Origin of the sequence: Aestuariibius insulae, from assembly GCF_040783535.2 — a bacterium.
GTDB classification, from domain to species: Bacteria; Pseudomonadota; Alphaproteobacteria; order Rhodobacterales; family Rhodobacteraceae; genus Aestuariibius; species Aestuariibius insulae.
This window is the reverse complement of the sequence record NZ_JBFONW020000001.1, coordinates 984211-1005682: the sequence shown is the minus strand read 5'-3', so window position 1 is coordinate 1005682 and position 21472 is coordinate 984211. Positions and strand designations below refer to the sequence as shown.

Here is a 21472-nt window from a genome sequence, read left to right as displayed (position 1 = left end):
AACCCATAGGAGAGCCGCGTGATTGGCATTCCGCCAAAGAGAAACCGCCCGGACGCAAGCGCCCGAGCGGTTCAACTTCAGATTTTCGATCTGTTTAGCGGCAGATGCCTGCGTCGTCGCAGAACACGCCGGCAAGGCCGCCGACGGCTGCACCGGTTGCAACATCGTTGTCTGTTGCGTCAGCAACGACAGCACCGGCAGCTGCGCCAATGACTGCGCGCTCGGTGTCGTTATCGCCGATGCCGCTGCCTGCACAGGCGGACAGCGAAAGCGCTGCGAAACCCGCGAATGCGACTTTTGTAAGGGATACCATGACTCTGCTCCTGTTTTTTTCCATCTGGCCACAGCGCGAACCTTTTTGCCCGCTGGAATGACCAAACTCGATTTGAATAAAGCACGTCCACGCCAGAACGGAAGAGCCAGGCGGCTGTTATTCGATATCACGCGAAGAATAGCCGATCTTCGCCGACGAACCGCCAAACGGAATGGAGGCGATCCAATCTTAATGTGACTGGATCGCCTCCTAGGGGAAGGGTAACGGTTTTGACAATTTGCGGATGAAGGCTTGCTGGAACCGCCATCCACATATCGAAAGTTGCACAGGGTTTCTTCCATTGCAAAGGATAGATCTGCGCTTGCCTTAAAGTAGGCTGATTCCCGCCTAGATTGTATTGCCGATGCTTGTATACAAAGGCACATCAGACCCCACCTTCCTGATCGAAAGCGTCGGGAAAGCTGGCACGGGCGCGTCTTTCATCGATCTTGAGCAGCGAATCGTAGCTGGCCGGATCGAACGGATCCTCCGCCGGGATCACTTCACGGCCAAACAGCCACGAAAGTCGCCCCGCATCCAGATTGCCCCGCTCAAACGGCTCGGCTCCGAACTGCTCCCAAAGCGCGGCCATAAAACCGGCATCGGCGCGCCTATCGGCAGGTTTGCGATCGGCATATCGCTCGCGCGAGACGAGAGCAGTCGCGCCTCCTTTGTTGTCGCGCCGGATCGTAAACTGAAAATCGGTTCCCGGAAGCCGACTGGGAAATCCGCGATGCTTGAGCATCAGAACGGCTCCCACAGGCATGTGGCTTCCTCGATAGCGAAGGCCTCGAAAAACTGGATCACGTTTGGGACGGTTTCGCCGAAGGGTGTTTCCCGATCCGACAGCGAGATAACGATCTTTTCCGCCTCCCAACCATTCGCCTCAAGCGCGGGGAGCGCATAGGCCGAACACAAATGCGGAAAATCCCTCTCCATATCCGTAAAGCTCAGTCCCGCCGTGCCGATGGATGGCGCCAGAAACCGAAATCGGGCGACCTTTGTCTCTGGCTCAAGCACCAGGTCGAAAAGCATCACCTCCTGCCCGGACGGCACATCGAGCACTGCCTGCTCGGCCATGACCGCCGACGACAGTAACACGGCGACGCAAAAGGCTAGCCGCGCAAGGCTTCGATCAGCTCGTCCTTGGACATATCGGAGCGCCCCTCGATATCGAGCTCCTGCGCCCGGTCGTAAAGCTCGTCCTTGGTCCACTCCTCGTAGGGAGGCTGTTGCCCGCCTTTCTTCGAGGGCTCCATGTCGTCGTTGGACTGCGCATTCGCGATCGCGGCAGCTTTCTGTTTTGACATGCCATCGTCGCGCAGGCTCTCGTAGGTCTCGTCGTTCTTGATCGACGGTCCGTGGTCCTTGGTCATGCGTCTTTCCATCTCGCTTGGGCATGTGCGCAACGGAGAACGTCCTGCCCCGGTTCCCACCGACCAGATACAGACCGAATACCGACCGGATACCGCAGCCCGAAAAGACACTGTCAAAGCGGGATATTGTCATGTTTCTTCCACGGATTTTTCAGTTGCTTGCCACGCAACGACGCAAAGGCCCGGCACACCCTCCGCCGGGTTGACTGGGGCAGGATCACCTCGTCAATGAACCCCTTTTCGGCGGCCACGAAAGGATTTGCGAACCGATCCTCGTAGTCCTTCGTCCGCTCCCCGATCTTTTCAGCATCGCCCAGTTCGGACCGGTAGAGGATCTCGACCGCTCCCTTGGCGCCCATCACCGCGATCTCCGCCGTTGGCCAAGCATAGTTGAAGTCACCGCGTAAGTGCTTGGAACTCATGACATCATACGCCCCACCATAGGCCTTGCGGATGATGACCGTAACCTTCGGAACCGTCGCCTCACCATAGGCAAAAAGCAGTTTCGCGCCGTGCTTTATGACGCCCCCATATTCCTGCCCCGTCCCGGGCAGAAACCCTGGCACGTCGACCAGTGTCAGGATTGGAATTTCGAACGCATCGCAAAACCGGACAAACCGCGCCGCCTTCCGGCTGCTGTCGATATCAAGACAGCCCGCCAGGACCATCGGCTGGTTCGCGACCACCCCGACGCTCTGCCCTTCCATCCGAATAAACCCTGTTAGAATGTTCTTCGCAAACTCCTGCTGTATCTCATAAAAATCGCCCTCATCGGCGATCTTCAGGATCAGCTCCTTCATGTCGTAGGGCTTGTTCGCGTTATCGGGCACCAGCGTATCAAGGCTATCATCCACCCGGGCAGGATCGTCAAAGAACGGCCGCGTCGGAGGCGCCTCCCGGTTGGACAGCGGCAGGAAATCGACTAGCCGCCGCACCTCCGCCAGCGCTTCGACATCGTTCTCGAATGCGCCGTCGGCGACCGAGCTCTTGCGCGTATGCGTGACCGCTCCGCCCAGCTCCTCGGCCGTTACCACCTCGTTTGTCACGGTTTTTACGACATCGGGCCCGGTGACGAACATGTAGGAGGTGTCTTTCACCATAAAGATGAAATCGGTCATCGCTGGCGAATAGACCGCTCCGCCCGCGCAAGGCCCCATGATGACAGAGATCTGCGGCACCACGCCCGAGGCGAGAATATTGCGCTGGAAGACCTCTGCATAGCCTGCAAGACTGGCCACGCCTTCTTGGATCCGCGCCCCGCCCGAGTCGTTCAGACCAATCACCGGCGCGCCGTTCTGAACCGCCATATCCATGATCTTGCAGATCTTTTCGGCATGGGTTTCGCTGAGCGATCCACCGAAGACCGTGAAATCCTGGCTAAATACATAGACCATCCGGCCATTAATCGTACCCCATCCGGTGACGACCCCATCCCCGGACGGACGGCTCTCGGCCATCTTAAAGTCGGTCGCGCGATGGGCGACGAACATGTCGAACTCTTCGAACGATCCCTCATCGAGAAGAAGCTCAATCCGTTCACGCGCCGTTAATTTGCCTTTGGCATGCTGTGCGTCGATCCTCTTCTGACCGCCTCCAAGCCGCGCGATGTCCCGGCGCGCCTCTAACTCTTCAAGGATTGTGGTCATGGGCCCTCCGCCTTCGATATCGCAACACCCTAGCAACAGGACCGAATGTGCAAAAGCATGATCCAGCAAATTTGCAAAACCTTGCAAATACCGCGCTCATATTTTGCAAATATGCAAAGGCGACGGATGCATGGACAGGGTCGACGTTCGCGGATACGCCCGCTGAATGACGAACTTTCCGAAGACGCGCTTTCTCGATAGCAAAACGCCGCCACATATCGTGACGCTTGTGCTTTTGGTGGGTGTCGCTGCCCTGTCGATGAGCGTCTTTCTTCCCTCGCTCAAGGCAATGGCCGAGCATTTCGACACAAGCTATGCCGTTATGCAGATTTCTGTTTCGGGATATCTGGCTGGCACCGCGCTTCTGCAGATCATCATCGGACCGATCGCGGACCGCTATGGCAGGCGACCTGTCCTGCTTGTCTCGATCGCGATCTTCTGCCTTGCGACCGTGGGTACGATCCTCGCCCCCACCATTACAGTCTTCCTCGTCTTCCGCATCCTTCAGGGGATCATCGCGACCGGCATGGTTCTTGGTCGTGCGGTCGTCCGGGACATCGTTCCCCAGGATCAAGCGGCATCGATGATCGGATACGTCACGATGGGCATGGCGCTTGTTCCCATGGTCGGGCCAATGATTGGCGGCGGGCTGGACGAACTCTTCGACTGGCGGGCTGCTTTCATGTTTCTCCTGCTATGCGGCCTCGGCGTGTTCTGGCTGGTCTGGCGCGATCTGGGAGAGACGGTGCGCGGCGGCGGGATGAGCTTTGCCGACCAGATCCGCACCTACCCCGAGCTGCTCAGCAGCCCCCGCTTCTGGGGCTATGCCCTTTGTGCCGCTTTCGGATCTGGCGCGTTCTTCGCCTTTCTTGGCGGATCGTCCTTCGTCGCCGATACCGTCTTCGGCCTCTCCCCGTTCTGGGCGGGCTTTGCCTTCGGCGCGCCTGCCATAGGATATGCTGCGGGCAATTATCTTTCGGGCCGATACTCTGTTCGCTTCGGGATCAATACCATGATCCTGTCAGGCACGATCATCACGCTCCTGGGCCTTGGCCTATCGCTTGGTCTTGCGGTGATTGGCCTATCCACACCGACCCTCTTCTTTGGCTTCTGCACCTTCCTTGGCCTTGGCAATGGGATGATGCTTCCCAATGCAACCGCAGGCCTTCTGTCGGTACGCCCCCATCTGGCCGGGGGGGCCTCCGGTCTGGGAAGCGCCATGATGGTGGGCGGCGGCGCTTTGCTTTCGGCGCTGGCCGGGCTCGTTCTGACCGGAGAGGCCGGAACGATACCGCTTCAGGCCATCATGTTCGGCACCACCTTTTGCAGCCTTTTGTCGATCCTCTTTGTCCTTCGGCGCGAACGCCGGCTTGAACGGCCAGCTTTGCAAAGTTAAGCCTTTGCAAATTTGCAGCCGCCGGAGGGGACGTTGGCCGTTCAAAAGCACTATGCGGGCGCGAAATTGCGCGAGATCCGCGTCAGGGCCAATCTGACCCAACGCGCCTTTTCCGAGCGGCTGGGTGTGTCGCTCCCCTATCTCAATCAGATGGAGAACGACAACCGTCCGGTCAGCGCGACGGTCATCCTCGCTCTGGCGCGGGAATTCGAATTTGATGTCAATCAGTTGCAAGGAAGCGATGAGGCCCGCCATCTCAGCGACCTAAAAGAAGCCTTGAAAGATCCCGTCTTCGGCGACGCCCCGATCTCTGCCGCAGAGCTTAAACTTGCGGTCGCCAATGCGCCCAACCTGATGCGCAGCCTAATCCATCTTCACGGGACCTACCGACAGACGCATGATCGTCTTGCGGCCCTCGATCAGGCCCTTGGATTGGAGGAAACCCGATTGAGCCTTTCTCCGTGGGAGGAAGTCCGAGATTTCTTTCACTATCGCGACAACTACATCGATGCGATCGATCACGCGGCGGAAGAGTTTACAACCGATGCGCCGGATCTGATGTCTGCTATCGACGCCGCGTTGCAACAGCATGGCATATCCACGGCCCTTGAGGATCTGGACGGCCTGCGCGCCTACGATACCGACCGCCGAACCCTCACCTTGTCGTCGCGGTCGCATCCGGCGACCCGGCGCTTCCAGACGCTGCTTCAGATCGCCCTCGTCGCTCATCACGACCTGCTGGAGGCCACTCTGGATCTCGCCCGATTTCGAACACCGGAGGCCCGCGACATCGCGCGGATCGGGCTGGCCAACTACTTTGCCGGCGCCGCGATGATGCCCTATCGCGCCTTTCTACAAGCCGCCCGCGAGACGCGGCATGATCTCGAACGGCTCGCCGACCGGTTCGAGGCTTCCATCGAGCAGATCGCGCACCGTCTCTCCACGTTGCAACGCCCCGGGGCGAAGGGTGTACCGTTCTTCTTCGTGCGCGTCGATCAGGCCGGAACCATCACGAAACGGCATTCGGCAACGCAGCTTCACTTCGCACGGTTCGGCGGTGCCTGCCCGCTTTGGAACGTTCACCGCGCCTTCGAAACACCGGGCCGTTTCCTAAGGCAGCTTGCCGAAACCCCAGACGGCACGCGGTATCTGTCCATCGCGCGCGACGTCTCAAAATCGGGCGGCGCCTTTACCGCTCCGATCCGGCGCTATGCCATCGCGCTAGGATGCGAGCTGCGTCACGCGCCCGATGTCGTCTATTCTGACGGGCTTGATCTGGGCAATTCGGCCGCGTTCGAGCCTATCGGGATCTCCTGCAGAATCTGCGAGCGCACCCAATGTCACCAACGCGCCGTACCCCCGCTGGAGCACAAGCTGGATGTCGATCCGAACCAGCGCGGGGTTCTGCCCTACCGGATCGCCTTGCCGCGCCAGACAAGGCTCTGACGGTTCAGCGCTGACAGATCGGCCTTCCCGTCAAGAACCGCCTGACCGAGTGAGATAGCCTCGGTCAAAACGCTGTCAGACGCATGCGCATAGGCCGGACGTTTGGCGATATGATCGTACCACACCCCGCCGCACGCCGCGTCGAGAAGGATCCGCTGAAAGCAGTGGTCGAACCGAACCGGCCAATCCGGCTTTGCCGCCGCAGGAAGATCCTCTCGCGTCAGCTTGAGCCACTGCGCCTCAAGGGCTGCCCGTCCCATCATCGCGGTAGCGGCGCGGCCACGGCCGCCTCCCGTCCGCGCGCCAAGGCCTCGCGCCAGGCAAGGACGCTCACGGATGCCATGATGATCCCGCCGCCGATCAGAACCCAGACATCCAGCCCCTCGTTAAACACAAAGGCACCCAGCAAAGTCGCCCAGATAAGCTGAAGAAAGGTAACAGGCTGCGTGACGCTTACCGGGGCGGAGGCAAAGGCAATGGTCATCGTCGTGTGCCCGGCGGTCGCAAGGCAGGCGACAAGGAACAGCCAGGCCAGAGCAGTGCCGTCAACAGGGACCCAAACGGCCCAGGCGAAAGGCGCGAGGCCAATGGTGACAGTAATCGACAGCATCGCGACGATCATGCTGGGCTCGACCTCGGACGACAGTTGCTTGGCAATCAGATAACCGCCTGCAAAAAACACTGCCGTGAAGAGCATCGCGATATGCCCCATCTCGATCTCCCTTAGTCCGGGCCGCAGGATGATGACCGCACCGATCAGAGCGACAATCACCGCAAGGATCCGCCTCGTCCGCAGACGCTCACCGAGGAAAAGAGCGGCTCCGAGCGTAACATAGACGGGCGACAGATAATTCATCGCGGTGACTTCCGCGATCGGGATCTGAGTCATCGCAAAGAACCACAGGATCACAGCGCCGGTATGGGCCGCCCCACGCAACGCGAAAAGGCCAACCTGACGGCGATCCAGTCTCACCCGAACCAAACGGCCAATCAGCGGAAGCAGAAAGACAAGTCCCAGCACATACCGAAGAAAGGCCGCCTGCGCCGGCGGGACGTCATCACCAAGATGTTTGACGACCGCTGTCACGCCAACAAAAAGGAGCCCCGTGATGGCCATCCAGAAAAGGCCCTGAACGGGCTGATCGCGCGTCTCCTGTACCATGAATAGTCCGGTGACAGGTCACGCGGGGCGACGCAACCCGCCGCTCTTGGCTCTGGCGCGCCCTTGTTGAAACAGAAGCCAGGCCAGGGGGATGGTCCAGCCGAGGGTGATCAGTCCAAGGATCCGCTCCCAAAGGCCATCATATGTCGTCGGCAGCACAAAGAAGATCGGCGCGGCAACAGCCCATGCGATAGCTGCGATCCGGAATATCCAAAAATAGAGGGTTGAGATCCGTCCGGCCCCATCGGCCATCAGCCATGGACCAACGGCGTAAAGTGCCCCCATCGCGTAGACGAGATAAATATGGATAACGATGCCCTCGTTGTCGCCATCGCCATATTCGTTGCGAACTCCAACCAAGGTGACCACCAGCGCCAATATCACGAGGATGAAAAGCCCGCCGCTCCATCCGAACTGGCCCAGATGCAGATGCGCCGCGCCAAGAGACAAAGCGATCAGGCTCGCTGCATACAGGTAAAGCGCGACGTCCATCACGATCTCGCCCTCCCCCGCGGCCATGTCGCTGATCGTATCCGCGACCCAGTCGTAATTCGGGACGAAGAACGGCCCGAGAAGGGTTCCCGCAACCAGGGCCAGTGATCCGAGAAGACCGGCGAGGCCGAGACCTATCAGCAGGGCTGGGCGATCTTCATGAGTTTGCGGCTGGTGCGGGGTCATGCCGCGAGAACAGGCGGCAGCACGCAAAGGTTCCGGCGCAGCCTAAAGCTGCGCCATCACCTCGTCACTGGCTTCGAAATTCGTCGTAACCGATTGAATATCGTCGTCATCCTCAAGCGCATCGACCAGCTTCATCAGCTTTTCCATACCTTCGAGATCAAGCTCCGTGGTTGTTGTCGGCTGCCAGACCAGCTTGGTGCTTTCGCTCTCTCCCAGCTCGGCCTCGAGGGCCGTCGAGACATCGTTCAGGTCCGTATCGGCGCAGAGGATCACATGCCCGTCCTCGGAGCTGTCGACATCCTCGGCCCCCGCCTCGATGGCGGCCATCATGACCGTGTCGGCATCACCGACATCGGCGGAATAAACCACCTGCCCCTTGCGCTCGAACATGAACCCGACCGATCCTGTCTCGCCCAGATTGCCGCCGTTCTTCGAAAAGGTGGAGCGCACGGTCGACGCCGTTCGGTTGCGGTTGTCGGTCATCGCCTCGACGATGACAGCCACTCCGCCGGGCCCGTACCCCTCATATCGGATCTCGTCGTAATTCTCGGCATCGCCGCCTTGCGATTTCTTGATCGCCCGGTCGATGACGTCCTTTGGAACCGACTGGCTCTTGGCTTCCTTTACCGCAAGGCGCAGGCGCGGGTTCTTGTCCGGGTCCGGATCGCCCATCTTGGCAGCCACCGTTATTTCCTTGGCGAGCTTGGAGAACAGCTTGGAGCGGGCGGCGTCCTGCCGTCCTTTCCGGTGCTGGATATTCGCCCATTTGGAGTGGCCTGCCATCGATTGGTCCTCGTCATGTCGGATGCGGGCCGTCTATAGGCCAGCGCGCCGCCCGAGGGCAATCCCGCGAGGCGTCTAAAGCGGCCAGATGAATGGGATTGCAGCCGAAGCCAGGATACCCACGCTTAGGTTCAGCGGCACGCCGACCTTCAGGAAATCGGTGAACTTATAGCCTCCCGGGCCATAAACCAGCATGTTCGTCTGATACCCGATCGGGGTCGCGAAACTTGCGGAAGCCGCCATCATCACGGCCACGACCAGCGCACGTGGATCGTATCCAAGCGCGGTCGCCAGCCCGATAGCGATGGGCGTGACAACGACGGCCACAGCGTTGTTCGATACAAGTTCGGTCAGCACGCTTGTCAGCAGGTAGATGGCCCAGATCACAAAAAACGGCGGCAACCCTGTCAGAAGCGGCGCAACCGCGGTCACGACCAGTTCGACCGCGCCGGAGGCCTGTAAGGCGGCCCCAACGCCCAGCATTGCAAAGATCAGGACCAGAAGCCGCCCATCGATGAAAGAGAACGCCTCGTCGGCATCGATGCAGCGCGTCACCAGAACGAAGGTCACCGCCACGATGCTCAGCAGCAGAATGGGCGCCACGCCTAGAGCAGCCAAAGCCACAATGCCAAGGATCGCCACGATGGCCAAAGGCGCATGCGTGCGGCGGAAGGCCTTGGCGGACGGATGCGAGACATCTACCAGATCCATATCCGCGGCCAGCCTCTGAATGTCCTCGGGCGCCCCTTCCAGCAAAAGCGTATCGCCCACCCGGACCGTCAGCTCGTCCAGCTGCAGCCCGATATTCTGGTTCCGGCGATGGACCGCTAGCGTGTAGACACCGTATCGCCGCCTCAGACGCAGATCGCCCAGCTTACGCCCGACCATCTTGCAACCAGGTGTGATCAGAACCTCCACGGTCGAGGTTTCGACCGCCGACACCTGATCGACCCGCCGCAATGACTTGTCGTTCTGCAGGCTCAGAAGCTCTGTCATCGCCGTTCGGAGAACCACACGGTCGCCCACAGCCAGCTCGACCCCTTCGAGGTTGCGCCGCAAAGAGGCGTCGCCTCGAACCACGTCGACAAGACGGACCCCGTCCCGCTTGAAAAGCTGCACGCCCGTGACCTCGCGCCCGATCAGATTGCTGTCCGGCGGGATCACTGCCTCGGTGAAAAACCGCATCTTCGATCGGTCCGATAAAAGGTTCGCCATGCTGTCCCGATCGGGCAGCAAAAACGGCGCAACGAACCGAAGATAGAGCATCCCCCAGGCGACGACGATCAGACCCAGCGGTGTCACCTCGAAGATGGTGAACGCCTCCAGCCCATTTGAACGCGCAACCCCGTCAACCAGCAGGTTCGTCGATGTACCGATCAAGGTGAGCGTGCCGCCCATGATCGCCGCGTAAGACAGCGGGATCAGCAGCTTGGAGGCCGACCGGCCCAAGGTACGCGCGATCTGCACGAAAATCGGGATCATCACGACAACTACGGGCGTATTCGACACGATGGCCGAGGACGACACGACAAAGGCCTGCAATCCGCCCAATGCCAGTTTGGGCCGTGTCTTGACCTGCCGGTCCGCCAGCTTCGTCAACGCATCGAGCGATCCGGTGCGCACCAGCGCTCCCATGACGACGAACATCGCTGCAATCGTCCAGGGCGCAGGGTTGGACAGCATCGACAACGCGTCTTCATAAGGCAGGATACCGAAGACCAGCAGCAGCGACACACCGCTCAATGCGGTCACCTCCGCCGGAAAGACCTCCCGCAGGAAGAGCAGAAACATCAGGACGACAACGCCAAGCGCGATATAAGGCTCGGCGGCCGGGGGCAGGCCAATAAGATCAAGCACAGTCGGTCACCAGCCATTCATCGAAAAATCGCGCCACAATCGCGCGCGGTCGGGCCAAGGTCCAGCGCAGATCCGCATCAGACCGACGCCGGTGACAATTCTCCGCCATCGCGGATCATGTGAACCTCGATCGCCTTGCCCGTCCGGTCGTCAGTGACGGCCAGCAGCCCCGACAGCGTCGCTTCCCCGTTGGCGGGCGTGAAACGCCCTTTGCTCATACCGGTGACGAACCTCCGCAAAGGCTCTGCCGGCTCCATCCCAATCACCGATCGATAGTCGCCGCACATGCCAGCATCCGTCTGATAGGCCGTCCCGCCCGGCAGGATCATCGCATCCGCCGTCGGCACATGCGTATGCGTGCCAACGACCATGCTCGCCTTGCCGTCACAGAAATGGCCCATCGCCATCTTTTCCGAGGTCGCTTCGCAGTGGATATCCAGCAGGATCGCCTGCGCCTGCCCGCCCAAAGGATGGGTGCGCAACACCGCATCGACAGCCGAGAAAGGATCGTCAAAGGCGCGCTTCATGAAGACCTGACCAAGGACCTGCGCGACGAGCACTTTGCGCCCGCCCTTTGCATCAAACAGACGCGCACCGCGACCGGGCGCGACCTTGGAGAAATTGAGCGGTCGCAGGATCCGCGGCTCGCTTTCGATATAGCTCAGCATGTCCTTCTGATCAAAAGCATGATCGCCCAGCGTCAGGCAATCCGCCCCCGCCTCCAGCAGCAGCTTGGCATGATCGGCGCTCAGCCCCATCCCGCCGGTGGCATTTTCGGCATTCACCACGACGAAATCGGCCCGCAGCCGTTCACGCAGATCTGCAAGCCGACCGGTGATGGCCGACCGTCCGGACCGGCCGATCACGTCACCAAGAAAAAGCAATCTCATTGGGTGGGCCTAGGCGGCGGCGATCCCGAAAACAAGCGCCAGATCGACGCGACCGGCACCAAGGCGATATCGTACGGCAAAGCCGCGCTCATGGGACGATCACCTCGCGCTCCGTCACGATCATGTCGAGCGGCGCATCCGTCGGTTCGGTCGGCACCATCTTCACCTCTTGTGCGGCATAGGCAAAGCCGACCGCCAGACAGGCTCCGTCCGCGCGCAAAGCCGCCAGCGTCCGGTCGTAATACCCGCCGCCATAGCCTAGCCGTGCGCCCGCCCGGTCAAAGGCGAGAAGCGGAATGATCAGGATCTCGGGCGTCATCCAATCCCCCTCATCGGGCACGGGCACCCCGAAGGGACCGGGCACCAGAACCGCGTCCGGCGACCATTCCCGAAATCGAAGTGGCTGCGCCTCCTCTTCGATCACCGGCACGCCGACTGGCCCCCAGGCCGCCGCTTCCGCCATGGCGGACACCGGATCGATCTCGGTCCGGATCGGCAGGTAGCCCGAGACGGGCACCCCGCGATGACCCGCAAGAATTTCGGACAACCGGCCCGCCGCGCCGACCGGAGCCGCCTCATGCGCCGCCTTTCTGCGCACAAATGCCGCTCGCCGCGCGTCTTCCTTCGTCACAGCAGCAGCACCACGGCCAGACCCAGAAAGGCGAAGAAACCGACGACATCCGTCACCGTCGTCACGAACGCGCCCGAGGCCAAAGCCGGATCAACCTTCAGCTTTTCAAGGATCACCGGGATCACCGTCCCCGCCAGTCCTGCGGCCACCATGTTGATCACCATGGCAAGCGCGATCACGATCCCCAGCATCGGCGAGCCGAACCAGATGACCCCGACAATTCCCATGACGATAGCAAAGATGACGCCGTTGATCAGACCCACCGCGACCTCCCGCCGGATCACCCGCCAGACATTCGATCCCGTCAGGTCCTTCGTCGCGATCGAGCGCACCGCGACCGTCAGCGACTGCGTGCCCGCATTGCCGCCCATCGAGGCCACGATCGGCATCAACACCGCCAAAGCCACGATCTGCTGGAGCGCTATCTCGAACTGCGCGATCACAAGGCTCGCAAGGATTGCGGTGACAAGGTTCACCGCCAGCCAAGGCAACCTTTGACGCGTCGTGTTTATCACCCGGTCCGTCAGCGACCCTTCGCCGACACCGGCCAGACGCAGAATGTCCTCCTCATGCTCTTCATCCAGGACCGCCATCGCGTCATCGATGGTGATAACGCCGACAAGGCGGCCGTCCTCATCCACGACCGGCGCGGAAATCAGGTGATACTGATTGAAGGCGTAGGCCACCTCGCCTTCGTCCTGCATGGCTGGAATGATCCGAAAGCTGTCCTCTATCAGGTCGCGAAGCGGAACCTCCCGCCGCGATCCCAACAGACGGCCCAGCGTGACATAACCCACAGGTTTCATGCGCGGATCGATCAGGATCACGTGGTAGAACTGATCGGGCAGATCCTCCTCGCCGCGCAGATAGTCGATCGTCTCGCCCACCGTCCAATGCTCGGGCGCGCGCACCGTCTCGGCCTGCATCAGGCGTCCGGCGCTTTCTTCCGGCCAGGCCAGCGCGGTCTCGACCGCCTGCCGGTCCATCGCCCCAAGCGCATCGAGAACCGCTTCCTGCTGTTCGTCGCCCAGATCCTCGACCAGATCGACGACATCGTCGCTTTCCAGGTCCCGCACCGCCGAGGCGAGCGCGTCGGGCGTCAGCTGGTCGATCACCTCCTCGCGCAGGTTTTCCTCAAGCTCGGACAGAACCTCCCCGTCGAACCCGCTTTTCCACAGATCCAGAAGGTCGGCGCGGGGCCTGTCTTCGATCTGCTCCAGAAGGTCGGCGACATCGGCAGGGTGCAGCGGCTCGAGCAAAGAGGCCAACTGCCGCTCGTCGCCCGTTTCGACGGCCGTCAGGATCTTCTGAACCTTCTTGGCCTCAAGCGCATAGCCGTCGGCGTCGCCCTCGATCTCGATTGTCTCATCCGTCATCGAAGGTCTCCTTCAAGCCGTCCGGCGCACCATAGGCAGGCCCGCCCGCCCGGCAAGCGGCATGTGATTTACCCCGCCTTCACTCCGACCTAGGGTGCCGTCATGTCCAGTCACCTCCTTCTCGGTCAGATCATCACATTCGACGGTCAACCAAGTGCCGCCGCGCCAGAATTGGCCGCCCGGCACGAGCCCCATGGCGCGGTCCTGATCGAAGACGGGACTATCTCCGCGGTCGATACGGCTCAGACGCTTCGTAACGCTCACCCCGAGGCTGCGATCGTCGATTACGGCGATGCGCTGATCAGTCCCGGCTTTGTCGACACGCACATGCACTACCCTCAAACGCGGATCATCGCGAGCTGGGGCAAACGGCTGATCGACTGGCTGAACACCTACACGTTCCCTGAGGAAATGAAATTTGGCGATCCGGCTTACGCGCACGACGTTGCCGCGCTCACGCTCGATCTCGCGCTTCAGAACGGCACCACGACGCTGGCCAGCTACTGCACGATCCATCCGCAAAGCGTCGACGCCCTTTTCACCGAAGCGGCCAACCGCAACATGCGGATCGTCGCGGGCAAGACCTGCATGGATCGCAATGCACCGCCCGGCTTGTGCGATACGCCGCAATCGGCCCATGACGACAGCCTTGCCCTGATCGAGCGCTGGCACGGCAAGGGCCGTGCCCAATATGCAATCACGCCGCGCTTTTCGCCCACCTCGACCCGCGAACAACTCGAGGCGCTCGGTGCGCTCTGGTCCGCCTATCCGGACTGCCTGATGCAGACCCATCTGAGCGAGCAGACCGACGAAATCGCATGGGTCAAAGAGCTTTTCCCCAATGCGCGCGACTATCTCGACACCTACGAGACGACCGGCCTTCTGGGCGCACGCGGAATCTACGGCCACGCCATTCATCTGGAGCCTCGGGAAATCGACCGGCTCACTGAAACCGGCGCGGCCATCGCACATTGTCCCACCTCGAACACCTTCATTGGATCAGGGCTCTTCGATCTGGCGGGTCTGTCGTCGCGCGGCGTTCCCATCGGCCTCGCGACCGATACCGGCGGCGGCTCCTCCTTTTCGATGCTGCGCGTGATGGCGGCGACCTACGAGATCGCGCAGCTTCGCGGCACCGCGCTTCATCCAGCTCAGCTTCTCTGGCTGGCCACCGAGGGAGGTGCCCGGGCGCTGCATCTTCAGGACCGGATCGGAACGCTCGCCCCCGGCTACGAGGCGGACCTCACGATTCTCGATCTTGCCTCCAAGCCCGCCATCGCCCAGCGCATGAGCCGCGCCGACACCATTTGGGAAGCGCTCTTTCCGACGATCATGATGGGCGACGACCGTGCAATCCGCGATGTGTGGGTCGCCGGAGAGCGGGTCAGCAGGGCTGCGGCTGCGCCATGACCAGAACCCAGTTTCCGGAATTCTGCGCAAGGCCGTAACGGGTTACGCGGCGGTTCTGCATCAAACGGCGATGGCCCGGCGATCTCTCCCAAGCGCTGAAGATCTGCGCTTCGGAGAACGATCCCTTCCCGAGATTTTCCGCCGTATAGCAAGGGCTGAATCCGGCTCTCTTGACACGGTCGCTGGGCTTCGTGCCGTCCGATCCGCGATGTGCGAAGAACCCGTTGCGCGCCATGTCGGCCGCATGGCGCCGCGCCGCCGCGGTTAAACGGCTGTCCGCCCGCACGGCAGGTAGTCCGCGCGCCGACCGGAAGGATTGGAACCGCGCCGCAAACGACGCCGATCCGGGAGAGGCCGCCGGGATCCGGTCCAAGACCGTGATCTCTGTCCCGGAAGCACCGCGTCCCACAGTCTCGACCGGGGTGCAGGATATGGCAGCCATCAGGCTTAGGATGCAGAAAATACGGATCATTGACGCCGTCCTGAATTTCAAGGTTCGACGCAGCAAAGCGGGGAGACTTCATCATCGTCGTGGCGAAAGACGAGCAAAAATGCGGCGAGCGATACAACCTTATCTAGAATGCCCCCGATTGCGATCATGTTTCCGCCGATCCGGCGGAAAACGGCAGCGGTCCCCCGCCTCTTAGCGTCTCAGCCGCCCGCGACCAGATCGCGGGCCGCATCCAGCATCTCGGGGCAGGAGGCGGCAATCACCCTCCCTCCGCCGGCCGCATCTCCGCCGTCCCAGGACGAGACGACACCGCCTGCCGCCTCGATCACAGCGATAGGCGCCTGTATATCGTAGGCGTTCAGCCCCGCCTCGATCACCAGATCGATCTGACCCGCCGCCAACAGCGCATAGGCGTAGCAATCCATCCCGTACCGCGTCAGCTGGACCTTGGCCGCCACCCGCTCGAATGCCGCGCGCTCTTGAGGCGTGCCGACCTCCGGAAAGGTCGTGAACAGGATCGCCTCGCCCAACGGTCGCGCAGCCCGTACAGCAAGCGACCTGGCGCCATGTGGCCCGGTCATCTTTGCTTGGCCTGATCCCCCTTCGAACCGCTCGCCGATATAGGGCTGATCGATGATCCCGTAGATCGGTCCGGTCTCATTCGACACAGCAATCAGCACGCCCCATGTCGGCGTGCCCGCCAGATAGGCCCGCGTGCCGTCGATCGGATCAAGAACCCAGGTCAGCCCGCTCGATCCAGCCTCTGCGCCGCGCTCCTCTCCCAGAACACCGTCTTCGGGCCGCCGCTCGCGCAGGACCGCTCGCATCGCATCCTCTGCCGCCCGGTCAGCGATGGTGACCGGATCAAAGCCCGTGACATCCTTGTTGTCTGCCGCCAATCCATCGGCCCGAAAGTGGCGCAACGTCTGGACGCGGGCCGCATCGGCCAACGCATGAGCCACCGCCACCAGCTCTGCTGCATCACCGCGCGCATCCAGACGATTGCGTTCTGTCATCAAGAGAACGTCAGGCTGCCCGGCCCAACACCCGCGCCAGCTCAAACAACTGTCGCCTCTGGTTTTCCGGGATTGCGTAATAGGATCGAACCAGCTCAAGCGCTTCCTTGTCGACCAGAATGTCGGTTGGCGCCTCGCCCGTCTCCTCACTCGCAGCAGAGGATGCAAGACCATCGAAGAAGAACGACACATCGACATCCAGCGACTGAGCGATATCCCAAAGTCGAGAGGCGCTGACACGATTGGCCCCGGTCTCGTATTTCTGGATCTGCTGGAATTTGATTCCAACCCGCTCTGCCAGTTGCTGCTGGGTCATTCCGGCCGTCCACCTACGGTGCCTTATCCGTTTCCCAACATGCACATCAACTGGGTGCTTCATCTACGTTCTCCAATACAATCGTTTATCAGCCGGCAGGAACGTCGCCCCAAGGCGTCCCATCAAATTCCGGCCCTAGGGCTTATTCGATACGGCGACAAAATGCCGAACGAAGGCGAAAGCCCCCCACGGCGCGCAACTTAGGTCAATTGTCTTGGCTCCGCCAGCCTAGATCGCTTTCGCTCTGTCCCGGGACAGGATATCGAAGCTGCAGTTCAAATAGGACATGCTATGCGCGCCTTCCTCGTTTCCTCCTTCGAGGATCCTCCCCGCTACACTGACGTAAACCGGCCCGATCCAGCCAAAGGTGAGGTTCTGATCGAGATCGAGGCCTGCGCGCTCAATTTTGCCGATCTGCTGATGGCGAACGGCACCTATCAGGACACACCCACTCTGCCTTTCGCCCTCGGGATGGAGGTCGCAGGTCGCATCGCCGCGCATGGCGAAGGCGTCAGCGCCCCTGCATTGGGAACACGGGTCGCTGTCTTCGGCGGCTCGGGCGGTCTGGCCGAATATGGTGTTTTTCCCGCGGACCTGTGCATTCCACTCCCCGACGACATTCCCTCGGACATCGCCGCCGGACTGATCGTCGCCTACGGAACCAGCCATCTTGCCTTGACCCGGCGCGCGCAGCTTCAAGCCGGAGAGACGCTCCTTGTCCTGGGGGCCGCCGGCGGCGTCGGCCTAACGGCGGTCGAGCTGGGCAAGGCGATCGGTGCCACGGTCATTGCCGTCGCCCGGGGCGCGGGAAAGCTTGAGATCGCGCGGCAGGCTGGCGCGGATCATCTGATCGACAGCGACATTGATGATGTCAAAGCAGCGGTCAAGGCCCTTGGCGGCGCGGATGTCGTCTATGATCCGGTGGGAGGCGATCTTTTCACCGCTGCGCTTAGCGCTTGCAAACCCGAGGCGCGCTACATCCTGATCGGCTTTGCCAGCGGGGAGGTCCCGAAACCTCGCGCGAACGTCCTTCTGGTGAAGAATATCACCCTGATCGGCTTCTATTGGGGAGGCTACATGGCCTTTAACCAGGACGCGCTCAAATCCAGCCTGGACGAGATCATGGGCTGGTACGCCAAAGGCAGGATCAAGCCGCATGTCAGCCATCACCTCCCGCTTGAAAAGGCCAACGAGGCGCTTGATCTTTTGCGCACCCGCAAAGCCACCGGAAAAGTGGTGGTCACGGTCAAGCCGTAAGCGGCACAGCCTCTTCGCGGGTGGCTTCGGACCGATAGGTCGTCCGGATCATGTCGCGAAGCGCACTCGATACCGTCGCATTGGAGCGCTGCATATAAAGCACGATTTGCGTCCGCCCCGGATCGGGCAAAGCGCCGTCGTGATGGATAGGAGCGGTCTGTCGTGGATAGACGCCCTTGATGGCCGCATGGACCGCCAGATCGGCGCTGACCACCGCCTCGACCGCATTGTCCATGTCCGATTCCACGATCATCTCCCAATCGAACTGCGCCTCGTCCATCCGGCGCAGAACACCGGCCCGGAAGATGCAGTTCCTGCAAAACGCGACCGGCAGCGGGCGCTGCTTCCAGGCGGTGCCGTTCATTGCCCCGATCCAGACCAGCGGCAGCTGTACCAGCGCCTCGCCTCCCGGTCCGGGCTGCTCCTCGGTCGTCAGGATCGCATCGCATTCCCCCCGCCCGAACATCTCGCGTAGCCGCGTTGTCGGTGCCGAGACAAGCCGCATTCGCATCCGCGGAAACTCCGAGGCGAAGCGGCGCAGGATCGGTGGGATATACGGATAGATGATGTCATGCGGCACGCCCAGAACGATTTCCCCCTCGAATTCGTTGGCCGTCAGCCGCCCCCAAGCCTCATCGTTCAGATCGATCATACGGCGCGCGTAGCTCAGAAGCTGCTCGCCCTCCGCCGTCAGCGCCACACTGCGCGCGCTCCGGTCAATCAGCGAGATCCCAAGCGATTCCTCGAGCCGCTTGAGCTGCATCGACACCGCCGACTGCGTCAGATTGAGGAACCCCGCGGCCTTTGTAACCCCGCCTGTATCGGCGACCGCAACGAACGAGCGCAAAGCCGTGATATCGAGATTTCGAGGCATATCACAATTCCTGATGCATCATCGATCAAACATTCATTTTCAACATGCCGCATCTGCATCTAGATATCAAGCAATCCGATATGACACCTGATTTGGATCACGCTTTGGAAAGGAAGCGCTATGTTCGCCGCTCATTATCCCACCGCCACCCGCACAGCCGTCCCGCGCAGGACGTCTTTTATCTCCTTGATCGCGCAAATGCTCCGCGTCCGGTCTCAGAGGATTGCCTTGTCAAACCTCGATGCGGCAGCTCTTGCTGACCTCGGCGTCACCCGCGCTGAAGCTCTCAAAGAGGCCAACCGCCCGTTCTGGGATCTGCCCAACGTCCGCTAAGCGTCAAAATGCCCGGAATTTAAGTTCCTTTCAGTTCTAGAAGACCTTGAATTCCGGGTCGATCCATCCAATCTTTCTGTGTAAGTTCCGTAACGCCCGTTGCGGGGTCCATTCAGTTTGGAGGAAGAAAAACCGATGGAAGAGTATGTGAAGGCCCGGTCAACGGCCGGGATCCGCTCGGAAGAGATTGACGCAGGGCTTCGCGCTCATATGAACAAGGTCTACGGCACGATGTCCGTGGGCATGGTCATCACGGCCCTTGCCGCTTGGTCGATCTCCGGCCTTGCGACAACGACCGATCAATCCGCTGCGGCTGCCGCGCTTCCCAACGGAACGCTGCTGACAGATCTTGGCTACGCGATCTATGCCTCGCCATTGCGCTGGCTGATCATGTTCGCGCCGCTGATTTTCGTTTTCGGCTTTAGTGCGATGATTAATCGGATGTCGGCTGCCACAGCGCAGCTTGTGTTCTACGCCTTCGCCGCTGTTATGGGTCTGTCGATCAGCTCGATCTTTCTGGTCTACACGTCGTTCTCGATTGTGCAGGTCTTCTTGATCACGTCGATCGCCTTCGCGGGTCTCTCGCTTTGGGGCTACACTACGAAGAAGGACATCTCCGGCTGGGGATCGTTCCTGATCATGGGTGTGATCGGCCTCATCGTGGCAATGATCGTCAACATCTTCCTGCAGTCGCCTGCAATCATGTTCGCGATCTCGATCCTAGGCGTGCTGATCTTCGCCGGTCTGACCGCCTATGATACGCAGAACATCAAGAATACCTATCTCCAGCACGCGTTCGCTGGTGATCAGGAATGGCTCGGCAAGGCCGCTATCATGGGCGCGCTGAACCTCTATCTCGACTTCATCAACATGTTCATGTTCCTGCTGCAGCTTTTCGGCAATCGCGAATAACGCAGCAGAGCACAGCCATCTACTCGAAGGGCCGGTCACTGACCGGCCCTTTTCACGTCAGGCCCCGAACCATCCGAACCGCTGGAAATCGGATCCCCGGCCGAAGAGGCACGTCCACATCCTCGATCGCGGTGAAGCCCTGAGCGCTGTAGAACGCGACGGCACTGCGGGTGCTCATCGCAACCAGACGCCGGACGCCCAAGGCAGAAGCCTGCCGCATCACATGGGCCATCAAAGCGCGTCCGATGCCGCGGCGGGCCAAGCGATGATCAACGGCGAAATGCCGGATATGCCCGGTCTGCCGACGTCGATCCCCGTCATGCGGATCGGTCAGGCTCCACCCGCCCGCGCCGATTAGGGTGCGATCCTCGTCCTCGGCGACAAAATAAGTGCCGGACCGCAAAAGACCCGGCTGAGCTTTTGAGATTAAAGGGACAGCGGTCACCATGATCGACGGCGGATAATCCTTCCTCAGCAAAGCCGGAAAACTCCGCGCCATCATCTGATCCAGAGCACCCAGATCGTCGCCTCGTGCAGGTCGGACCGTCAAAGTCTGCGCCATCATCTGTCCCCCAAAACGCAAAAGGCCGCGCCGGGTAGATCCCGCGCGGCCCATGTCATACCGAAAAAGGCAGATCTTACTTGATCTTGCCCTCCTTGTACTCGACATGCTTGCGCACGACCGGATCGTATTTCCGGACCGTCATCTTTTCCGTCATCGTCCGCGCGTTCTTCTTGGTCACGTAAAAGTGGCCGGTGCCCGCGGTCGAATTCAGACGGATCTTGATCGTCGTCGGTTTCGCCATGATTTCTCGCTCTTCTCGCCCCTCGCATGACTGCGCGGGGGCGTATCATCTCGTGAAGCCCGCGTTTTAGCGATGGGGCCCTTGCTGTCAACCGCAAAGCCCGCCTAAACGCCCGGCGCGCGCGCCACCAGCAGGACCGATTCCGTCTGCCCGTCCAGATTGATGATCGGCGACAGGGTCAGATCCCATCTCCGCCTCTCTCCGCCCGAGGAGGTGCGCGCCGCGCCCAGCTTCACAAGCTGCCCGGACAGCGCACGGTCAAAGGCCGCCTGCAACCCCGCCCGTTCATCCTCTGGCCAGAGATCCCACCACCTGCGTCCCGTCACCGTCTCCGATGTATCGAGATCCATAAGAGTGCGACCGGTCTGATTGAGAAACCCGACCCGGCCCTTCGAATTGAGAATGGCCACGGCATCCGGGCAGGCCCGCAGAAAGGCCAGCGTGAATGCAGGCGCGGCTGATCCGATAACCTCAACGGCATGGGCATCGGGTCCGATGTCCTTCATCGATTGTTTGGTCATAGCAATGTCCCCGAACGCAGGC

At 61.0% G+C, this 21472-nt stretch carries 26 protein-coding genes; 6 read left to right on the top strand and 20 right to left on the bottom strand.

What is annotated here, in order from left to right; all coding sequences use genetic code 11:
- Positions 1–94 precede the first annotated feature (94 nt).
- The 5 genes from AAD018_RS04875 to AAD018_RS04855 form a co-directional block, all read right to left on the bottom strand.
- Complete coding sequence (locus tag AAD018_RS04875) at positions 95–313, bottom strand: hypothetical protein (RefSeq protein WP_367313246.1); 219 nt, start codon at positions 311–313, stop codon at positions 95–97.
- A 385-nt stretch (positions 314–698) separates the two neighbouring features.
- A complete protein-coding gene (locus tag AAD018_RS04870; RefSeq protein WP_367313247.1) occupies positions 699–1058 on the bottom strand; it encodes a hypothetical protein in 360 nt (119 codons plus the stop codon).
- Entirely contained in the window at positions 1058–1393 is a 336-nt protein-coding gene (locus AAD018_RS04865) for a DUF6497 family protein (protein WP_367313248.1), read from the bottom strand. Before AAD018_RS04865 ends, AAD018_RS04870 begins: the two co-directional genes overlap by 1 nt.
- 35 nt (positions 1394–1428) lie before the next feature.
- The gene (locus tag AAD018_RS04860; protein ID WP_367313249.1) at positions 1429–1689 is read right to left on the bottom strand and encodes a DUF7218 family protein; all 261 of its coding nucleotides are present in this window, start codon (positions 1687–1689) and stop codon (positions 1429–1431) included.
- A gap of 113 nt (positions 1690–1802) precedes the next feature.
- Positions 1803–3335 (bottom strand): acyl-CoA carboxylase subunit beta, encoded by a 1533-nt coding sequence (locus tag AAD018_RS04855; RefSeq protein WP_367313250.1) that lies wholly within the window; start codon positions 3333–3335, stop codon positions 1803–1805.
- Positions 3336–3501: 166 nt separating this feature from the next.
- Here AAD018_RS04855 and AAD018_RS04850 point away from each other — a divergent pair, with 166 nt between their 5' ends.
- Both AAD018_RS04850 and AAD018_RS04845 read left to right on the top strand, forming a co-directional pair.
- The gene (locus AAD018_RS04850; protein ID WP_367313251.1) at positions 3502–4731 is read left to right on the top strand and encodes a multidrug effflux MFS transporter; all 1230 of its coding nucleotides are present in this window, start codon (positions 3502–3504) and stop codon (positions 4729–4731) included.
- Positions 4732–4764: 33 nt separating this feature from the next.
- Positions 4765–6177 carry a helix-turn-helix domain-containing protein gene (locus tag AAD018_RS04845; protein ID WP_367313252.1) on the top strand — a complete coding sequence of 471 codons (1413 nt, stop codon included), beginning with the start codon at positions 4765–4767 and terminating at the stop codon, positions 6175–6177.
- Here AAD018_RS04845 and AAD018_RS04840 read toward each other — a convergent pair.
- From AAD018_RS04840 to mgtE, 8 genes are all read right to left on the bottom strand, one after another.
- The gene (locus AAD018_RS04840; protein WP_367313253.1) at positions 6141–6440 is read right to left on the bottom strand and encodes a hypothetical protein; all 300 of its coding nucleotides are present in this window, start codon (positions 6438–6440) and stop codon (positions 6141–6143) included. The two genes, AAD018_RS04845 and AAD018_RS04840, sit on opposite strands and share 37 nt — an antisense overlap.
- The gene (locus AAD018_RS04835) at positions 6437–7339 is read right to left on the bottom strand and encodes a DMT family transporter (protein ID WP_367313254.1); all 903 of its coding nucleotides are present in this window, start codon (positions 7337–7339) and stop codon (positions 6437–6439) included. The genes AAD018_RS04840 and AAD018_RS04835 overlap by 4 nt, the downstream gene beginning before the upstream one ends.
- An 18-nt stretch (positions 7340–7357) precedes the next feature.
- Positions 7358–8017 (bottom strand): DUF998 domain-containing protein, encoded by a 660-nt coding sequence (locus AAD018_RS04830; RefSeq protein WP_367313255.1) that lies wholly within the window; start codon positions 8015–8017, stop codon positions 7358–7360.
- Positions 8018–8059: 42 nt separating this feature from the next.
- The gene (locus AAD018_RS04825) at positions 8060–8800 is read right to left on the bottom strand and encodes a YebC/PmpR family DNA-binding transcriptional regulator (RefSeq protein ID WP_367313256.1); all 741 of its coding nucleotides are present in this window, start codon (positions 8798–8800) and stop codon (positions 8060–8062) included.
- A gap of 75 nt (positions 8801–8875) precedes the next feature.
- Positions 8876–10591, bottom strand: coding sequence for an SLC13 family permease (locus tag AAD018_RS04820; protein ID WP_367314202.1), 1716 nt, complete (start codon positions 10589–10591; stop codon positions 8876–8878).
- A 143-nt stretch (positions 10592–10734) separates the two neighbouring features.
- A complete protein-coding gene (locus AAD018_RS04815; protein WP_367313257.1) occupies positions 10735–11547 on the bottom strand; it encodes a TIGR00282 family metallophosphoesterase in 813 nt (270 codons plus the stop codon).
- A gap of 88 nt (positions 11548–11635) precedes the next feature.
- Positions 11636–12178, bottom strand: a complete 543-nt coding sequence (locus AAD018_RS04810) for a 5-formyltetrahydrofolate cyclo-ligase (RefSeq protein WP_367313258.1) — start codon at positions 12176–12178, stop codon at positions 11636–11638.
- On the bottom strand, positions 12175–13554 hold the full coding sequence (mgtE, locus tag AAD018_RS04805) for a magnesium transporter (RefSeq protein WP_367313259.1): 1380 nt from the start codon (positions 13552–13554) through the stop codon (positions 12175–12177). The genes AAD018_RS04810 and mgtE overlap by 4 nt, the downstream gene beginning before the upstream one ends.
- 102 nt (positions 13555–13656) lie before the next feature.
- Here mgtE and guaD point away from each other — a divergent pair, with 102 nt between their 5' ends.
- On the top strand, positions 13657–14964 hold the full coding sequence (gene guaD, locus AAD018_RS04800) for a guanine deaminase (RefSeq protein ID WP_367313260.1): 1308 nt from the start codon (positions 13657–13659) through the stop codon (positions 14962–14964).
- Here the strand turns inward: guaD and AAD018_RS04795 are convergent.
- From AAD018_RS04795 to AAD018_RS04785, 3 genes are all read right to left on the bottom strand, one after another.
- Complete coding sequence (locus AAD018_RS04795; RefSeq protein ID WP_367313261.1) at positions 14939–15436, bottom strand: CAP domain-containing protein; 498 nt, start codon at positions 15434–15436, stop codon at positions 14939–14941. The two genes, guaD and AAD018_RS04795, sit on opposite strands and share 26 nt — an antisense overlap.
- A 179-nt stretch (positions 15437–15615) precedes the next feature.
- Positions 15616–16431, bottom strand: a complete 816-nt coding sequence (locus tag AAD018_RS04790) for an inositol monophosphatase family protein (protein ID WP_367313262.1) — start codon at positions 16429–16431, stop codon at positions 15616–15618.
- Positions 16432–16441: 10 nt separating this feature from the next.
- On the bottom strand, positions 16442–16810 hold the full coding sequence (locus AAD018_RS04785) for a helix-turn-helix domain-containing protein (protein ID WP_367313263.1): 369 nt from the start codon (positions 16808–16810) through the stop codon (positions 16442–16444).
- Between the two features lie 228 nt (positions 16811–17038).
- On the opposite strand from AAD018_RS04785, the gene AAD018_RS04780 reads away from it, so the two are divergent.
- Positions 17039–18004, top strand: coding sequence for an NADPH:quinone oxidoreductase family protein (locus tag AAD018_RS04780; RefSeq protein WP_367313264.1), 966 nt, complete (start codon positions 17039–17041; stop codon positions 18002–18004).
- Here the strand turns inward: AAD018_RS04780 and AAD018_RS04775 are convergent.
- Entirely contained in the window at positions 17994–18878 is an 885-nt protein-coding gene (locus AAD018_RS04775) for a LysR family transcriptional regulator (RefSeq protein ID WP_367313265.1), read from the bottom strand. The genes AAD018_RS04780 and AAD018_RS04775 overlap by 11 nt on opposite strands.
- 120 nt (positions 18879–18998) lie before the next feature.
- Between AAD018_RS04775 and AAD018_RS04770 the strand changes: the two genes are divergently transcribed.
- Both AAD018_RS04770 and AAD018_RS04765 read left to right on the top strand, forming a co-directional pair.
- Positions 18999–19211: a DUF1127 domain-containing protein gene (locus AAD018_RS04770; RefSeq protein ID WP_367313266.1), complete on the top strand. Its 213-nt coding sequence runs from the start codon at positions 18999–19001 to the stop codon at positions 19209–19211.
- Between the two features lie 135 nt (positions 19212–19346).
- Complete coding sequence (locus AAD018_RS04765; RefSeq protein ID WP_367313267.1) at positions 19347–20123, top strand: Bax inhibitor-1/YccA family protein; 777 nt, start codon at positions 19347–19349, stop codon at positions 20121–20123.
- Between the two features lie 52 nt (positions 20124–20175).
- On the opposite strand, the gene AAD018_RS04760 is transcribed toward AAD018_RS04765, so the two are convergent.
- From AAD018_RS04760 to AAD018_RS04750, 3 genes are all read right to left on the bottom strand, one after another.
- Complete coding sequence (locus AAD018_RS04760) at positions 20176–20685, bottom strand: GNAT family N-acetyltransferase (RefSeq protein WP_367313268.1); 510 nt, start codon at positions 20683–20685, stop codon at positions 20176–20178.
- A gap of 76 nt (positions 20686–20761) precedes the next feature.
- Positions 20762–20929, bottom strand: coding sequence for a 50S ribosomal protein L33 (rpmG, locus tag AAD018_RS04755; RefSeq protein WP_007799108.1), 168 nt, complete (start codon positions 20927–20929; stop codon positions 20762–20764).
- Positions 20930–21033: 104 nt separating this feature from the next.
- Positions 21034–21450, bottom strand: coding sequence for a PAS domain-containing protein (locus AAD018_RS04750; protein WP_367313269.1), 417 nt, complete (start codon positions 21448–21450; stop codon positions 21034–21036).
- Positions 21451–21472 lie beyond the last annotated feature (22 nt).

Coding starts and splice junctions, on each gene's coding strand:
- AAD018_RS04850 (WP_367313251.1), top strand. CDS start 3,502: ATGACGAACTTTCCGAAGACGCGCTTTCTCGATAGCAAAACGCCGCCA.
- AAD018_RS04815 (WP_367313257.1), bottom strand. CDS start 11,547: ATGAGATTGCTTTTTCTTGGTGACGTGATCGGCCGGTCCGGACGGTCG.
- AAD018_RS04825 (WP_367313256.1), bottom strand. CDS start 8,800: ATGGCAGGCCACTCCAAATGGGCGAATATCCAGCACCGGAAAGGACGG.
- AAD018_RS04830 (WP_367313255.1), bottom strand. CDS start 8,017: ATGACCCCGCACCAGCCGCAAACTCATGAAGATCGCCCAGCCCTGCTG.
- AAD018_RS04840 (WP_367313253.1), bottom strand. CDS start 6,440: ATGATGGGACGGGCAGCCCTTGAGGCGCAGTGGCTCAAGCTGACGCGA.
- AAD018_RS04780 (WP_367313264.1), top strand. CDS start 17,039: ATGCGCGCCTTCCTCGTTTCCTCCTTCGAGGATCCTCCCCGCTACACT.
- guaD (WP_367313260.1), top strand. CDS start 13,657: ATGTCCAGTCACCTCCTTCTCGGTCAGATCATCACATTCGACGGTCAA.
- AAD018_RS04750 (WP_367313269.1), bottom strand. CDS start 21,450: ATGACCAAACAATCGATGAAGGACATCGGACCCGATGCCCATGCCGTT.
- AAD018_RS04860 (WP_367313249.1), bottom strand. CDS start 1,689: ATGACCAAGGACCACGGACCGTCGATCAAGAACGACGAGACCTACGAG.
- AAD018_RS04760 (WP_367313268.1), bottom strand. CDS start 20,685: ATGGCGCAGACTTTGACGGTCCGACCTGCACGAGGCGACGATCTGGGT.
- AAD018_RS04765 (WP_367313267.1), top strand. CDS start 19,347: ATGGAAGAGTATGTGAAGGCCCGGTCAACGGCCGGGATCCGCTCGGAA.
- AAD018_RS04770 (WP_367313266.1), top strand. CDS start 18,999: ATGTTCGCCGCTCATTATCCCACCGCCACCCGCACAGCCGTCCCGCGC.
- AAD018_RS04865 (WP_367313248.1), bottom strand. CDS start 1,393: ATGGCCGAGCAGGCAGTGCTCGATGTGCCGTCCGGGCAGGAGGTGATG.
- AAD018_RS04835 (WP_367313254.1), bottom strand. CDS start 7,339: ATGGTACAGGAGACGCGCGATCAGCCCGTTCAGGGCCTTTTCTGGATG.
- AAD018_RS04875 (WP_367313246.1), bottom strand. CDS start 313: ATGGTATCCCTTACAAAAGTCGCATTCGCGGGTTTCGCAGCGCTTTCG.
- AAD018_RS04795 (WP_367313261.1), bottom strand. CDS start 15,436: ATGATCCGTATTTTCTGCATCCTAAGCCTGATGGCTGCCATATCCTGC.
- AAD018_RS04790 (WP_367313262.1), bottom strand. CDS start 16,431: ATGACAGAACGCAATCGTCTGGATGCGCGCGGTGATGCAGCAGAGCTG.
- AAD018_RS04870 (WP_367313247.1), bottom strand. CDS start 1,058: ATGCTCAAGCATCGCGGATTTCCCAGTCGGCTTCCGGGAACCGATTTT.
- rpmG (WP_007799108.1), bottom strand. CDS start 20,929: ATGGCGAAACCGACGACGATCAAGATCCGTCTGAATTCGACCGCGGGC.
- AAD018_RS04785 (WP_367313263.1), bottom strand. CDS start 16,810: ATGAAGCACCCAGTTGATGTGCATGTTGGGAAACGGATAAGGCACCGT.
- AAD018_RS04775 (WP_367313265.1), bottom strand. CDS start 18,878: ATGCCTCGAAATCTCGATATCACGGCTTTGCGCTCGTTCGTTGCGGTC.
- AAD018_RS04820 (WP_367314202.1), bottom strand. CDS start 10,591: ATGTTTCTGCTCTTCCTGCGGGAGGTCTTTCCGGCGGAGGTGACCGCA.
- mgtE (WP_367313259.1), bottom strand. CDS start 13,554: ATGACGGATGAGACAATCGAGATCGAGGGCGACGCCGACGGCTATGCG.
- AAD018_RS04855 (WP_367313250.1), bottom strand. CDS start 3,335: ATGACCACAATCCTTGAAGAGTTAGAGGCGCGCCGGGACATCGCGCGG.